Source organism: Thalassobacterium sedimentorum (genome assembly GCF_031127905.1).
GTDB classification, from domain to species: domain Bacteria; phylum Verrucomicrobiota; class Verrucomicrobiia; order Opitutales; family Coraliomargaritaceae; genus Thalassobacterium; species Thalassobacterium sedimentorum.
On sequence record NZ_JARXIC010000002.1, the window covers coordinates 201,926 to 215,577 of the forward strand.

The 13,652-nt window shown below is 53.9% G+C and carries 15 protein-coding genes; 6 read left to right on the forward strand and 9 right to left on the reverse strand.

Features of this window, described 5'->3' with window-relative positions:
* Positions 1-27 precede the first annotated feature (27 nt).
* The 3 genes from QEH59_RS01875 to QEH59_RS01885 form a co-directional block, all read right to left on the reverse strand.
* Positions 28-282 carry a hypothetical protein gene (locus tag QEH59_RS01875; RefSeq protein ID WP_308983666.1) on the reverse strand — a complete coding sequence of 85 codons (255 nt, stop codon included), beginning with the start codon at positions 280-282 and terminating at the stop codon, positions 28-30.
* 11 nt (positions 283-293) lie between these two features.
* Positions 294-1,292 carry a dihydroorotase gene (gene pyrC, locus QEH59_RS01880; protein ID WP_308983667.1) on the reverse strand — a complete coding sequence of 333 codons (999 nt, stop codon included), beginning with the start codon at positions 1,290-1,292 and terminating at the stop codon, positions 294-296.
* Between the two features lie 319 nt (positions 1,293-1,611).
* Complete coding sequence (locus QEH59_RS01885) at positions 1,612-2,511, reverse strand: hypothetical protein (protein ID WP_308983668.1); 900 nt, start codon at positions 2,509-2,511, stop codon at positions 1,612-1,614.
* 323 nt (positions 2,512-2,834) lie between these two features.
* Here QEH59_RS01885 and QEH59_RS01890 point away from each other — a divergent pair, with 323 nt between their 5' ends.
* Positions 2,835-3,038 carry a cold-shock protein gene (locus QEH59_RS01890; protein ID WP_308983669.1) on the forward strand — a complete coding sequence of 68 codons (204 nt, stop codon included), beginning with the start codon at positions 2,835-2,837 and terminating at the stop codon, positions 3,036-3,038.
* A 233-nt stretch (positions 3,039-3,271) separates the two neighbouring features.
* On the opposite strand, the gene QEH59_RS01895 is transcribed toward QEH59_RS01890, so the two are convergent.
* From QEH59_RS01895 to QEH59_RS01905, 3 genes are all read right to left on the reverse strand, one after another.
* Positions 3,272-3,694: a hypothetical protein gene (locus QEH59_RS01895; RefSeq protein WP_308983670.1), complete on the reverse strand. Its 423-nt coding sequence runs from the start codon at positions 3,692-3,694 to the stop codon at positions 3,272-3,274.
* An 83-nt stretch (positions 3,695-3,777) separates the two neighbouring features.
* Positions 3,778-4,749 carry a methionyl-tRNA formyltransferase gene (fmt, locus tag QEH59_RS01900; RefSeq protein WP_308983671.1) on the reverse strand — a complete coding sequence of 324 codons (972 nt, stop codon included), beginning with the start codon at positions 4,747-4,749 and terminating at the stop codon, positions 3,778-3,780.
* 14 nt (positions 4,750-4,763) lie between these two features.
* On the reverse strand, positions 4,764-5,423 hold the full coding sequence (locus tag QEH59_RS01905) for a 3'-5' exonuclease (RefSeq protein ID WP_308983672.1): 660 nt from the start codon (positions 5,421-5,423) through the stop codon (positions 4,764-4,766).
* A 182-nt stretch (positions 5,424-5,605) separates the two neighbouring features.
* On the opposite strand from QEH59_RS01905, the gene QEH59_RS01910 reads away from it, so the two are divergent.
* Both QEH59_RS01910 and QEH59_RS01915 read left to right on the forward strand, forming a co-directional pair.
* Positions 5,606-6,523 carry an ABC transporter permease gene (locus QEH59_RS01910; RefSeq protein ID WP_319834704.1) on the forward strand — a complete coding sequence of 306 codons (918 nt, stop codon included), beginning with the start codon at positions 5,606-5,608 and terminating at the stop codon, positions 6,521-6,523.
* Positions 6,516-7,400 (forward strand): ABC transporter permease, encoded by an 885-nt coding sequence (locus QEH59_RS01915; protein ID WP_308983673.1) that lies wholly within the window; start codon positions 6,516-6,518, stop codon positions 7,398-7,400. The genes QEH59_RS01910 and QEH59_RS01915 overlap by 8 nt, the downstream gene beginning before the upstream one ends.
* Positions 7,401-7,410: 10 nt before the next feature.
* On the opposite strand, the gene QEH59_RS01920 is transcribed toward QEH59_RS01915, so the two are convergent.
* The 3 genes from QEH59_RS01920 to QEH59_RS01930 all read right to left on the reverse strand — a co-directional run bounded on the left by QEH59_RS01920 (position 7,411) and on the right by QEH59_RS01930 (position 10,506).
* A complete protein-coding gene (locus QEH59_RS01920) occupies positions 7,411-7,872 on the reverse strand; it encodes a hypothetical protein (RefSeq protein WP_308983674.1) in 462 nt (153 codons plus the stop codon).
* A gap of 105 nt (positions 7,873-7,977) precedes the next feature.
* Complete coding sequence (locus tag QEH59_RS01925) at positions 7,978-8,982, reverse strand: transposase (protein WP_308983675.1); 1,005 nt, start codon at positions 8,980-8,982, stop codon at positions 7,978-7,980.
* 414 nt (positions 8,983-9,396) lie between these two features.
* Positions 9,397-10,506: an AraC family transcriptional regulator gene (locus tag QEH59_RS01930; RefSeq protein WP_308983676.1), complete on the reverse strand. Its 1,110-nt coding sequence runs from the start codon at positions 10,504-10,506 to the stop codon at positions 9,397-9,399.
* A 146-nt stretch (positions 10,507-10,652) separates the two neighbouring features.
* On the opposite strand from QEH59_RS01930, the gene QEH59_RS01935 reads away from it, so the two are divergent.
* From QEH59_RS01935 to QEH59_RS01945, 3 genes are all read left to right on the forward strand, one after another.
* Entirely contained in the window at positions 10,653-11,750 is a 1,098-nt protein-coding gene (locus QEH59_RS01935; RefSeq protein WP_308947931.1) for a PfkB family carbohydrate kinase, read from the forward strand.
* Positions 11,751-11,871: 121 nt separating this feature from the next.
* A complete protein-coding gene (locus QEH59_RS01940) occupies positions 11,872-12,495 on the forward strand; it encodes a bifunctional 4-hydroxy-2-oxoglutarate aldolase/2-dehydro-3-deoxy-phosphogluconate aldolase (protein ID WP_308983677.1) in 624 nt (207 codons plus the stop codon).
* A 157-nt stretch (positions 12,496-12,652) separates the two neighbouring features.
* On the forward strand, positions 12,653-13,645 hold the full coding sequence (locus QEH59_RS01945; protein ID WP_308983678.1) for a peptidylprolyl isomerase: 993 nt from the start codon (positions 12,653-12,655) through the stop codon (positions 13,643-13,645).
* Positions 13,646-13,652: the final 7 nt, after the last annotated feature.

The following is a 13,652-nucleotide window of genomic DNA, read 5'->3' on the forward strand; positions in this document are numbered from 1 at the left end:
TATTACAGCCCACGATGCTGAATTCTGCTATTTACGCCCGATATTGACCAGCTCCCGGTAGAGTGCCTGCCACTCGGCAGCAAGACTGGTGGTGCAAACCGGTACAACTGCACGATTGTACCAATAAGTGGCATTGTCCGCATCCCCCTCAACTCGATGCAAGTAGGCATGCACCCATGCCGCCTCCGCGGTAACCATGTCTTGCACCATCGCATGTGCTTTGGCCCAGTCGCCAGCTTGCTCCGCCTCCAAGGCCTGAATGTATACATTCTTCTCTTCCATAGGAAAAATACTCAGGAAATCTGCGTCACTGCCCATGGCAAGCTCTCACCCGCGCGATAGGGCACGACATCGCCGTAACGTGCTGGCATCTGCAGACCAATTTTTTCCAGCTTAACCAGCTTCGAAGGTGCAGTAAAATTGTGAATGCGTTGAGCATTGCCACTCACAAAAGCTTGTAGATTATCCAGAACATCGTGCTGCTCAAAAAGCTCTACCAATGTCGGCAAACACACCGGTGCGGTAAAGAGCCCTGCCGCACAGCCGCAACACTCTTTCTTCGAGATTGGATGCGGCGCCGAGTCACTGCCAAACATTAATTTGGGATGCGCTGCTAATGCAGCCTGCAATAATGCTTCGCGATCTTCTGGCCGCTTGGCGATCGGCTTGCAGAATAAATGAGGATTCAGCAAACCGCCCGCCACATCATTGAGTGTAATCACCAAGTGATGCAACGTGACAGTGGCATATAGATTCTCATAGCGATCCAACAACTCAACCGCATCACGGGTGGTGATGTGCTCCATGGTAATTTTTAATTTGGGAAACTTCTCTGCAAGCTTGGCGTAAACAGGCAAGAATTCCTTCTCCCGATCCATCACAAAGCCATGTGTTTCTCCGTGAATCATTAGCGGAATGCCCATCTGCTCCATTAAAGCGAAGGTCGACTCAACTTCATCCAGTGCTTTAACGCCCGCCTCACTATTAGTAGTGGCACCAGCAGGGTATAGTTTGATGCCGAAAATGTGTTCGCGGGCCGCTTTCAACTCCGCTTCGGAATATTGACGAAAAAAGAGCATCATCAATGGATCAAAGACGTCATCCCCCTGTGCGGCCTCAATTTCCTTACGATATTGCAGCAGGCGCTCCAAATTATCAACTGGAGGCACTAAGTTTGGCATAATAATGGCCGCCGAGAAATGTTGGGCAGTGAGCGGCGTAACGCACTCCAGCATTGCCCCCTCGCGCAGGTGCAAGTGCATATCGATAGGCGAATTGATCGTAAATTCCATTATGCCAAACTAGTGGATGCAAAAGCAGGATCGCGAATAAAAAAATTACGAAAGCTATCGCGGCTGCCCCGGTGTACCACAGCCAGAATCATTATTCTCATTCGTAAGCTGCACTGATGAAGCCACCTGCTGCCCAAATTACGCAATCCGTTTGGGCTGCAGTAAGTTTGAGCCAGTTTCCTAGCCACGCTCAATACAATTCACTCAATTCACTTGTTTGAAACTGAAATCAGCATTGCGACCGAACGCTTGAGGACATGATTAAGGAAACCGTTAACTTCGAATTTTGGATCTTGAAAGCATACCTGCGAAACAAGCACTACAAGCGCGGAATAAAAATCGAAGAGGCCCCGAGCAGTTCATCCGTAACCGGGTGCCTGATTTCACAGGCCGCATAATTCTCACGACCACCATACTTCGCACGCTTCAAGAGAAACTGCCGAGCGATTTCGCGCGCTTCGACCGAATAGTCTATGGGTACATCCTCCGTCGGCAACCACTTGAATACTAAGCCATCTTCTTCCACTGTTAAACTAACAGCCTCATAGTTCTGATGGCACCAAATCCGCATTTCTGCCCAAAAGGCAGCCTCCCCCTTTTCCGTGCCCAAGCGATACCTCGAGCTTGCCTTTGAGCCTAAATCAACGGTGACTGGCTGCACATCATATTGTTCACTATACTTCCCTTTGAACCACCCATAAAAATCAGTTTCATACACTGATAAACTTAGATAATTTCCATCAATACGACAAAAAATCTCCCCTCCCGAGGAGACAGCATCCACTTCAAGGGTCACTCCCTTACGAAACTCCATAAAACCATAATCTTTGCCATTATAACGGATCGGCACGCGCACATCTAACTTTAAGCGTAGCGTGTCCGGCCACAAGTGGCGCTGTGCCGCAATTTCCTTAAAGGTAATAATTGGCAACGGCTCCGGATCAGGCGTCACAAGTGGCTCGGGATCAGGCACCTCCGCTACCGTCACAGGCTCTTCCGCAACAGGCAGCTCAGTCACCACTGGGACTGACTCGTCCGGTGTGACCGACTGAGACTTGGGCTCAGGTAATCCAATCGCCACTCGAAGTGATCGTGCGAGATCCGAATCTTCCGTCTTCGCTGCCCAAACCACGACAATTACGCAACCAGCCCCCAATAGCAAAAAGACCAATAGCGTTTTTAAAAGTGCGACACGTTGCGCTTTGTTTTTTCTTTTCAAAATAACACAGTAACGTTTTTTGCGAATTCAGTCAAGAGGTCAAAAAGACTCAATTCAACGCAAAGTAGTGAAGACGGCCTTTAGCAGATAGTTTAATAACTCTCAACAGTATCTACGCTGCCACCTCATTGTTTTCAGAGTATAAAAACACACAAACAAGAAGCACATGAACGCGTATCATATAACTATTGCTGTGGAATACTGCCTGAATTCCAATCTAAACGACGATTATTAGCGACAGAGACCAATCTATGCGATAGACATACCTCGCAGACATCCGCAAACGGCGAATGTCTGAGAATAAAATAAGACACACAAGTAATATGAGCACAGGAAATGTAAAATGGTTCGACGCCGAAAAGGGCTACGGATTCATCACTCCAGAAGACGGCGGCAAAGATCTCTTTGTCCACCATTCTGAAATCAAAATGGACGGCTATGCCTCCCTAGAAGACGGCCAAAAAGTATCCTTCGAAATCGGCAGCGGCCCTAAGGGTCCCTGCGCGACAGAAGTCGCCCCCGCCTAACCAAACAGAAACCATTTATCACAAAACGCGCTCTTAAAATGGAGCGCGTTTTTTTTGGGCTCCGGTTCGCGGCAAGCTGACCCGGCTGGATATGCGCTCCGACTACGACTCTCAGCACTACAACTCCAAGTAATTATACAAATTCTAAGAATGATATGACTAGAAAGAATGCTTCCGAGAGCTAAGGAGACAAGCCTGCTAGCGTTTGAGTTTAAACTTTTTTCGAAGTGATATCAGAGCTGCAAGGGATCAACCGCAAAATACTGACTTGCATTCAAAAATTCCCCTTGCGCATCAAGCCATGCGGGATCTTGCGTAATTTCCTTCATTGATTTCTCAACGTTGTTACAAAACAGATATACCTTGGGTCCCAGGCAAATGTATGCATCCATTCCAATGCCGTCCCCCTCTCGGGTGAAGCTAAACTCACCTCCCAGCTCAGTCTGTTCATGCGTTAATTCCTGACGCAAAAGCAGGGTACTATCTGCAAATTCCTCCATAAAAGCTTCGCGGCGTGGCCCCTCGTAATAATGTAACTCTGGAGACTCTCCTGCCAAACTTACAATGGCTAATTCGTCAAAAACCGCACGTCCATAAGCGGCATTCAATAATGTAAAGGATTTCTGAATGCGAGCAGTCGCGGCGTTTATGTCCATTCATGGATCAAAAATGAACTGCAGGCTGGGTTCAAGAATGATAAAAAATTTCTGCACAGCCAAAACAATCTCCAGTCAAATTTTCAAACTAACAATGGCGCACTGGCCACGCTAGCTAAGACCTCGCCCTCTTCGATAGGATAGCCGCGCAGAAAATCCGGCGCGGGCAACATGCGTCCCCCGGGACGTTGCAATTCATGCAGCGAAACCACCCCCTCAGCTGTGGCTACCTCGACGCTGTCACCGACTGCCACCACTGTGCCCGGCTGCGCACGACTGCTGCTAGTGGATACCGTGCAGCGCCCCACTTTCACCCGTGTCTCCCGATGATCGAAGTAGGCTCCCGGCCAGGGTGTGAAGGCACGCAGGCGCGCATCCAAACCGGCCGCGGATTGATTAAAGTCGAGCGCGCCATCTTCTTTCGATATTTTGCGACAGAAAGTAGCTTGGCTCACATCTTGGGGCACAAAATCAAGCTGCCCGCTCAGCGCCGCAGCCAGGTCGCGCTGTAGCAGCGGCACCACAGCCTCCCCCACCTTGGCGCGCACTATGGGACTGGTGTCGGTGCTTTCAATTCGCACAGATTCACGATCGGCGACATCACCGGCATCCATTTCTTTCACGATCTGCATCAGGCAGACCCCGGTCTCCTGCTCCCCGAGCGCGATGGCGGTCTCGACAGGCGAGGCGCCCCGATAGGCGGGCAAGAGGGAGCCATGAAAATTCAACATTCCATGTGTGGGCGCTTCGCGCACCGACTTCGGCAAGAAGTGCCCATAGGCCATCACAAAAGCCAGCGCGACCGACTCCGCGCGCAACCACTCCGCCAGCGCGGCGTCGGGCTTGTCTGGCTGCAAGAGCTGGATGCCCTGCTCGCTGGCATAGGCCGCGACGGGATTTTGCTGCAGCTTTTTACCGCGCCCTTGCCGGCGGTCGGGCTGGGTGACGACCGCCGCCAGCGTGCACAACTGCGAGCCCTGCTCGACTAGATAACGCAGCCCCGGAAGACAGATGGCATCGGAACCGAAATAAACGATTTTTGGTAGATCAGACATAGAAAAAATCAGTGCTAGAGGAGTTCTTGTTGGCCCATGTTCTCGCGCGCGGCGTCGGAGGCGCTGCTCTGTAAAAAGAGCCAGCGCAAGGTGGCCTCCGCCAGCGTCGGCTCCTCAGAGAGACGACGCAAGAGCAAGGCCGAGGCGAGCGCATCATACAGCGCACAATGATAATGACGCCGCTCGGCCGGGCAAATCACCACGGCCTGCGCATCCAGCGCCGCTTGCAGCTCAAACAATGTGATCAATACCTGCAGCTTATGCTGCTCTAACTGCGGATAAATACTGCGGTAGATGTAGAGCGTGTCCAACCAAGGGCCCCAACTGGTGGTGCTTTGCCCCGGCTCCGAAAAGTTGGGCGAAGTGCGCGGATAGGACCAAACCGCGCGCAAAAAGCCGTCTTCCACTGCAGCATTGTGCGCGCAAAAAGGGCCCGTCTCACGCAGCCGCGCAAAGAGCGGCCACTCCGCATCGAAGCGTGCCTCGCCCGCGGCACGGTCTTCAGAGATGCCATGTTGTCCACGGTCGATGTCGGTGATCGTGCCGATGGGTGCACAGATCCGCGTCTGCGAAGCGACAATCTCGCCCTGCTGCAGCGTGACGTAGCCGTATTCCACGACCCCGCTCTGGCGGCTGCCTTCAAAATCAATGACATGGATGGGAGTTTCGAACATGAGAAATTAATATGCGAGCGCAGGCTAACTCGGAGGCAGCCCCGCGCAAGCGCAGAGACTGTCCTTTGCTTTTTTCGCAGGGGTTTCACTGGTAAGCCCCTAGGTTTATGAATTTGATATTTGATTCACGCACACAGTCGTTCAAACAATATTCCTACTTCCAACTTCTCACTTCTCACTTCGTGTTTCAACTCATCCTCAGACGTCTACTGCAAGCCATCCCCACATTGTGGGTGATTGCGACAGCGACCTTTGTCCTGATGCAGCTCACGCCGGGAGGGCCCTTTGACACGGAAAAAGATATCCCGGAAGAGGTGCAGGCGCTGATCAATGCCCACTACGGCTTGGACCTGCCAATGCATGAGCAGTATCTACGCTTTCTGGGGCAACGCTTGCGGGGCGATTTCGGGCCTTCTTACAAATACGCAGGCTGGGATGTGGACGAAATTATCGCGCAGAGCTTTCCGGTCTCATTGGAGCTGGGCTGCTACGCGCTGCTGGTCGCCTTGGCAATCGGCACCCCCATCGGCGTGTTCGCCGCGCTGCGACACAAGCGGCCGTCGGAAACTGCACTCATGGGCTTTGCCATGCTGGGCATCTGCCTGCCGGCCTTTGTGCTGGGGCCCATCCTGATCATGGTTTTCAGTATGCAACTCGGCTGGTTCAATCCCTTTGGCTGGAATACAGCCAGTGACCGGGTGCTGCCCTCAATCACGCTGGGGCTCTTTTATGCAGCCTACATCGCGCGCTTGGCACGCAGCGGCATGTTGGATGTGATGCGGCTCGACTATATTCGCACTGCCCGCGCCAAAGGTTTACGCGAACGTGCGGTGGTGCTGCGGCACGCGCTGCGCACTGCGCTCTATCCGGTAGTCGCCTACCTGGGGCCCGCTGTGGCAGGACTGATCAGTGGCTCCTTTGTCGTGGAAACCATCTTTTTCATCCCCGGGCTGGGCAGTTTCTTTGTCAATTCCGCCTTCAACCGCGACAGCACCATGGTGATGGGCACCGTGCTGTTTTACGCCGTGCTCATTTTATTTTTCAACCTACTGGTGGACCTCATTCAAATGTGGATGAACCCACGCACCCGCCATGACTAAGCTCGAACGCGAACAGACAGCGACCGACGCACGTTCACTGGGACGCGACGCCTGGGAGCGCCTGTGCGCCAACCGCATGGCACGCATCGGCGGCGGACTCTTTATCGGCATCACCCTACTCTGCTTGATCGGGCCCTTTTTTGTGCCCTACTCGCTGGAAACCACCCAGTTGGCCTACGGCGCACAGCCTCCTTCTTGGTCACACTGGTTTGGCACCGACGAACTCGGTCGCGACTTACTGATACGCACTTTGATTGGCGGGCGCATCTCCATCGGCGTCGGCTTCGCCGCGACCGCGGTGGCGCTGCTGATCGGAGTCGTCTATGGTATGATTGCCGGCTACTACGGCGGCCGTATCGAAGCCGCCATGATGCGCTTCGTCGACACGCTCTACGCACTGCCCTTCACCATTATCGTCATTTTGCTCACCGTCCTGCTCGGCCGCAGTATTCTATTGATCTTCCTAGCGATCGGCGCGGTGGAATGGCTGACCATGGCCCGCATCGTGCGCGGGCAAACCAAGGCGCTGCGCAAGCAGACTTTTATCGATGCCGCCATCGTAAATGGCGTGCCGACTCGCCGCATTCTAGGCCGGCACATATTGCCCAACCTACTCGGGCCGGTGATTGTCTTCACCACCCTCACCATTCCCGCCGTGATTTTATTGGAATCCGTGATCAGCTTCCTCGGCCTCGGCGTGCAACCGCCAATGAGCTCCTGGGGCATCTTGATCAACGAGGGCGCAGTCAAACTCGACATCTACCCTTGGATGTTGATCTTCCCCGCAGCCTTTTTCTCGCTCACGATCTTCGCGCTCAACTTCGTGGGCGACGGCCTACGCGACGCCCTGGACCCCAAGGACTCGGGCGATTCCTAGGGAAACCTAGCTAGAAGCCCTTCTTGCGCAGAACCTCTTCAAGCTGAGCTTGGAAGGACTGCACATCTTCGGGGCTAGGACGGTATTCAGGGTCATCGCCTGGAATCAGGCCAAGCTGTCCTGCAGCGCTGAGTTGCCAACCAAGGCTGACGCCATCGCTGAACTTCACCGTGCCACTGACCAGCGCGCCCGGGCGCATAATCGCATCCACATCAACAAATACAGAGCCATCGCCCCCCTCATCGACAAGTTCCGCCTCGGCGTTTTCGGTTTCCGCATCGGCGGCGTCTTCACCCGCTTCCGGCTCGTCTTCCACCACTGCGATATCCAAGTCGTCGACCAAGAAACGCACATCCATATAAGTCATGGAAATTTCAAATTCTTCGAGCAGCGCTCGCTGCACATCGGCCAGCGAGCGGCCTGCTTGAACCCATTGTGTAACTGAGGCTTTTTGTTCGTCGGTAAGTTGCATAATCGGTCAAGTTGAAGATGGCGTGCCGCTCGTCAACCACGAAGCAGGAAATTGCAGACGAGAAGACAGCATCTGGCCCCTCGCTGCAAAGAACGAGAGAAGGGCCTAACCAAAGACCTGTCGCTTCAACCCATTGATCACAGACAGATCGCCCCAATCGGCACCCCGTAGAGCATTCACTTTCGGCGGGTGCTTTCGGCCCTTCTCCATTTGCCAAGCCCCCACGAAGCCATGGACAAATTCCTGCGAGCCAAAAATGGCTCCGTCCGTAAAGTAGCGCACACGACAGCGCAGGATCGCAGGCTTACTAAGACAGCCATCCTCTTGCTCCAATACCTTCAGAGCTTGCTGACGCGTCATCTCAGGCAAACCAGACTCCGCAGCCCGTTTACCAAAGATCAACAAGCGATGTGACTTCAAAGCCCCCGAGACTGCAGCCTCACCGCTCTGCCTCTGGCCAAGATAATCCCTCCAAACTCCAAGCAAGCCCTCTTGCGCTTTCTGATCGCCCGCGACTGCCTCCGCATAGCCACAAAAACGATAATCCTTCGGATCTTCAACGATCCCCGCCCGCACAGAATTCAAATCAATATAGGCCGCCATCGTTTGCAGCGGGTTCCCCTTCCCTTCGACAAGAACCGACTTAAAACGCTCCGCCCATAATGTGCCGTAGCGCTGATGCGAGCGATTATACCACACAGAGAAGCGCTGCTTCACCGCCTTCATAAACTCGGAAACATCCCCCATTCGCGCGCGGAGTTTCCGGCGAATGACCTCTGCATCCTCACCGCCCGCCTCAAGGGTCTTTACCATCTGAGCAACCGAAGCTTCCTGATACTTCGTAGGCTTAGGGTAAAGAATCTTATAGCGGCGCATCAGCTCGACATCAGATACCTCCTGCCCATCAAACACACGCACCAGCACGTGAAAGTGGTTCGACATAATGCAATAAGTTAAGATCTCAACCCCCGAAAATTCAGCCACTTGCCACAGCATCTTACGCAAAATCTCTTTCTCCCGGTCCTGCAACAAGCGCTCACCATTCACAGTGCGAGTCATACAGTGATAAACGGCACGGCTCCCACTCACCTTTGTCCTTCGAGTCCTCATATATAAATGAAAATGCCACAACCACGGCATTTCGTCAACATTATTTAGCCTGTCCCTTATTTTAGATACTGTCCCTTCTTTAGATATGTCCCTCTTTTAGATATGTCCCTCTTTTAGATAACAACGTCCCCCACAAAGCTGCTCAAGTAAACGCATGCTTAGCCGAACATCCACATGGGCACACCCACTTTACTCCAACTTACAGCTACCTGGCTCAATCAGGTAGAACGATCTTCAGAAGTTTGCTGAGATATTTATGGGAAATCACTCGTGAATTGTCGTTTAATTGTAGCGAATTGGCGAAGCTATTTCGAGTTGAGGCGCGCTACAACCGACGCTCGAAACCGCTTCGTGGACTTCTCTACACAATCAGGTGTTTTCTTAGACTTCTTCTGAACATGGCTATAATGATTTTCACAGCGCTTGCTGTGTGCGATACTTGGTGGGTGTCATGCCGGTGTCGCGTTTAAAGCTGCGACTGAAATGCGGGGCGTTACAAAAGCCTGTGAGCGCGGCGATGGTTTCGATGGGTTCTTGGGTGGTACTGAGGAGTTTGCGCGCTTCAGCGATGCGGCTGCGGATTAAGTATTCGCGTATGCTGCTGTGCATTTGATTGCGGAAGCGTAGCTCTAAGAGGCGACGACTCACCCCGAGGTGCTCGGCGATTTCGAGGGTGCCGATGGAACGGCGCAAATGAGTAGCGATGTAAGCCAGCGCTTGCCTGACCAGCGGGTCGGTGGCGGCCAAGGCATCGGTGCTTTGGCGCACGGTGATGCCTTGCGGGGGGATCAACTTGAGGCGCTCCGCGAGGGGCTCGCCCTTTATGATTTGATCCAACATGGCGGCTCCTTCGTAGCCGATGCGCGCAAGATCGTAGCGCACACTGGAGAGCGTGACCCACTGACTCTCGCAGATCAGTGCGTTGTCATCCGCCCCCAAGAGTGCGACGTCGTCGGGAATGCGCAGTCCGGCTTCATGGCAGAGGTGCGCCAACCAGGCGGTATCGTAATCGCTTTTAGTGTAGATGGCACAGGGCTTGGGTAAATCCAGCAAGCGCTGTGTGATGTAAACGGGATCCTGCGCCTTGACGGTATCGAGTCGCACACAATCAATACCGGCAGCGGCCAGTGTGTCACGATACGCCTGATAGCGGGTACGACTGACTGGGTTGATCGCCAGCCCGAACCAGGCGCAGTTCTGGTGCCCGAGTGCTATAAAATGCTCCGCACCGAGGTGCCCCAGCGCGGTATTGTCCGCAGCCACCCGGGGCAGATCAATGTCTTCGCGCCAGATCGACAGGTCGACCGTCGGCACATCGGCTTTCAAAACAAATTCTTCCAGCTGACGACTGAAATTCAGCGAGGTAATGATGCCGTCGCCCTTCCAGTGCTCGGGCAGCTGAAAATCCTTGAGAATGCTGACGTCCAAGTGCCAGCCATGCTGCCCCGCATAACGTGCGATGCCTTCATGCGCGGCTTGGTCGTAACTGCCCAAAACCATCAAAATATGCTTCCTGCGTGCCATTTGCGCAAAAGTGCAAATCTTTCTAGGAATATGCAATTTTTATCTTAAAGGCCTGCGGCGTATGTTGATCGTTTTTACACAATCCCGGTCGTCCTTTCGAAAGTAGAGGCACGGCTGCAATCAATGTCCCCACAACTAGTTCTCTTATGGCTATCGATATCAAATCCCCTGACTCATGTGAATACGGCTGCATCTCGCTCGGCGAGGTGATGCTACGCCTCGATCCCGGCGAAGGCCGCGTCCACACCACGCGTCAATTTACAGCCTGGGAAGGCGGCGGCGAATACAATGTCGCCCGCGGCTTGCGTCGCTGCTTTGGTCTGAAGACCGCGGTGGTCACTGCGTTTGCGGACAATCCTGTCGGTCGCTTGGTAGAAGACTTCATTCTACAAGGCGGCGTCGACACTGACTTCATCAAATGGGTGGAATACGACGGCATCGGCCGCGAGGTGCGCAACGGCCTGAACTTCACCGAGCGCGGCTTCGGCATCCGTGGTGCTGTCGGCTGCCCTGACCGCGGCAACACCGCCGCCAGCCAGCTCAAGCCCGGCGACATCGACTGGGAAGAGATCTTCGGCAAGCGCGGCGCACAGTGGTTCCACACTGGCGGCATCTACGCAGCGCTCAGCGCCACCACGCCAGACGTCGTCTTGGAAGCAGTCAAGTGTGCGAAAAAGCACGGCACCATCGTCAGTTACGATTTGAACTACCGCCCATCACTCTGGAAAGACTTCGGCGGCCTCGCCAAGTGCCAGGAAGTGAATCGCGAAATCGCACAATATGTCGACGTGATGATCGGCAATGAAGAAGACTTCACCGCCTGCCTCGGCTTCGAGGTCGAGGGCGTAGACGAGAACATCTCCCACATCCCAGTGGAAGCCTTCAAAAAGATGATCGGCACCGCCATCAAGCAGTTCCCAAACTTCAAGGCCACTGCAACCACCTTGCGCGCAGTCAAAACCGCCACTGTCAACGACTGGGCCGCCATGGTTTGGCACGACGGCGAATTCTACGAGTCCATGCAGTTCCCGGAATTGGAGATCATGGACCGCGTGGGCGGCGGCGACAGTTTCGCCTCGGGCCTGATTTACGGTTTCCTTTCCGAAAACGATCCCCAGGAAGCGGTCGACTACGGCTGTGTGCACGGCGCCCTCGCCATGACCACTCCCGGCGACACCACCATGGCCTCGCTCAAGGAAGTGAAAAAGATCAAAGCCGGCGGCGGCGCTCGCGTGGATCGCTAGAGAACATCGAACGTTGAACTTCCAACGTCCAATGCTGAACCTTGCTTCAGCACTCAAATCTAGTTTCTAAAATCTCTCATTCAAAATTCAAAGTTGGACCTTGGATGTTCAACGTTCCCCCATGTCTGATCTACAGAAATCCCCTGTCATCCCTGTCATCGTGCTCGACGATGCCAACGACGCCGAACCACTCGCCGAAGCGCTGCTGGCCGGTGGCCTCAACATTATCGAAGTCACCTTCCGCACCGCGGCTGCAGCGGAATCCATTGAGCGCATCGCGAAGGCCTTCCCAGAAATGCAGGTCGGCGCTGGCACCGTGGTGACGCCCGAGCAAGCCAAGCGCGCGATCGATGCCGGCAGTAAGTTTGGCCTCGCACCGGGCACCGATCCGGAAACGATCGCTTATTTCAAGCAACAAGGGGTGCCCTTCATCCCCGGCATCATGACGCCCAGCGACATCCAAGCCGCCGTCAAAGCAGGCTGCACTTCGCTCAAGTTTTTCCCCGCAGGCGCAGCGGGCGGTCCCAAGCTGCTCAAAGCAATGGCCGCACCCTACGCAAACCTGGGCATTAAATTTTGCCCCACAGGCGGCGTGACGCTCGACAACATGAACGACTACCTCTCGCTACCCGAGGTCTTCGCCATCGGTGGCACATGGCTCGCCACCAAAGCGCAGATCCAAGCGAAAGAATGGGGCACCATTACCCAGCAGGTGAAAGACGCACTGGCCAAGTCCGCAAAATAAAACTGGTCACAGCGACTCATGAAGCCCCCCCTGGACTCGCACGGGCTTCAGTTTCAATGATTCGCAGCCCAGCTACTCACAAGATATACCGCTTGACCGCTTAGAGAGCGCTTCTATGTTGCCAGCATTCACCTATAATTTACTGCCGCGCACATCTATGAAGCACCTTCTCAACCTGAGCACTCTAATTCTCTCCATCGGCCTGCTCCAGACCAGTCTGCATGCGCAAAATGATGCCGACCCGGAACTACTTCGTTTGGGGAATGGAATCGCCGCCATGGCGGAAGGAGAAATCATCACAGTCGAAGAACTACGCCGTGAACTTGAGCCCATCATTCCAAGACTGCGAGTGGAATCAAAGAATGCTCAAGAATTCTCCAAACGCGTCGACGATCTCAGTAAAGAAGTTCTGCAAAATATGATCGACCGCATCATCATCGTAAAGGCGGCCGAAGAAAAAGGGATCATGATCCCCCCCTCCTATATTGAGCAGGAATATGATGACGTCATTCAACGCGACTTCGGTGGCGATCGAGGTCGCTTTCTGGAGTATCTACGAGCGCGCGGAGAAACCGCTCGCGACTTCCGCAAAGACATTTATAAGCGTGTAGTAGTCAACGTAATGCGCCAAGACACTCGCCGCTCTCAATCGGAAGTCAGCCCTGAGCGAATCGAGGAATTCTACGTCAAAAACAAGATTCGCTTCTACCAATCCGAATCTTTGCACCTGCGCCAAATCATCCTCACCCCCATCGCAGACGAGGGTCTGGTGACGCTACGTCAAACCGCAAATAAAGTCATGAATGAGCTAAATAGCGGCGCTAACTTCGGCGATATGGCACGCAAGTACAGTCAAGATGAAATGAGCCGCAACGGAGGCGACTGGGGCTGGATTGAACGCAAAGACATCCGCAAGGAACTCAGCGACGTCGCCTTCTCACTACAGGAAGGTAGCTATAGCCAGCCCGTAGAAATCAATGGCACCATCTTTATTCTCTACGCGGAAAAGAAACGGGACGAAATGATCCAGCCGATTGCGCAGGTGCGAGATATTATTGAAAACGTATTAATCGGCGAGATCGCCCGCGAGACGCAAGAAAAGTGGCTGCAAGACGTGCGCAACGAAGCTTACGTGCGCTACTTCATGTAGTCGACTC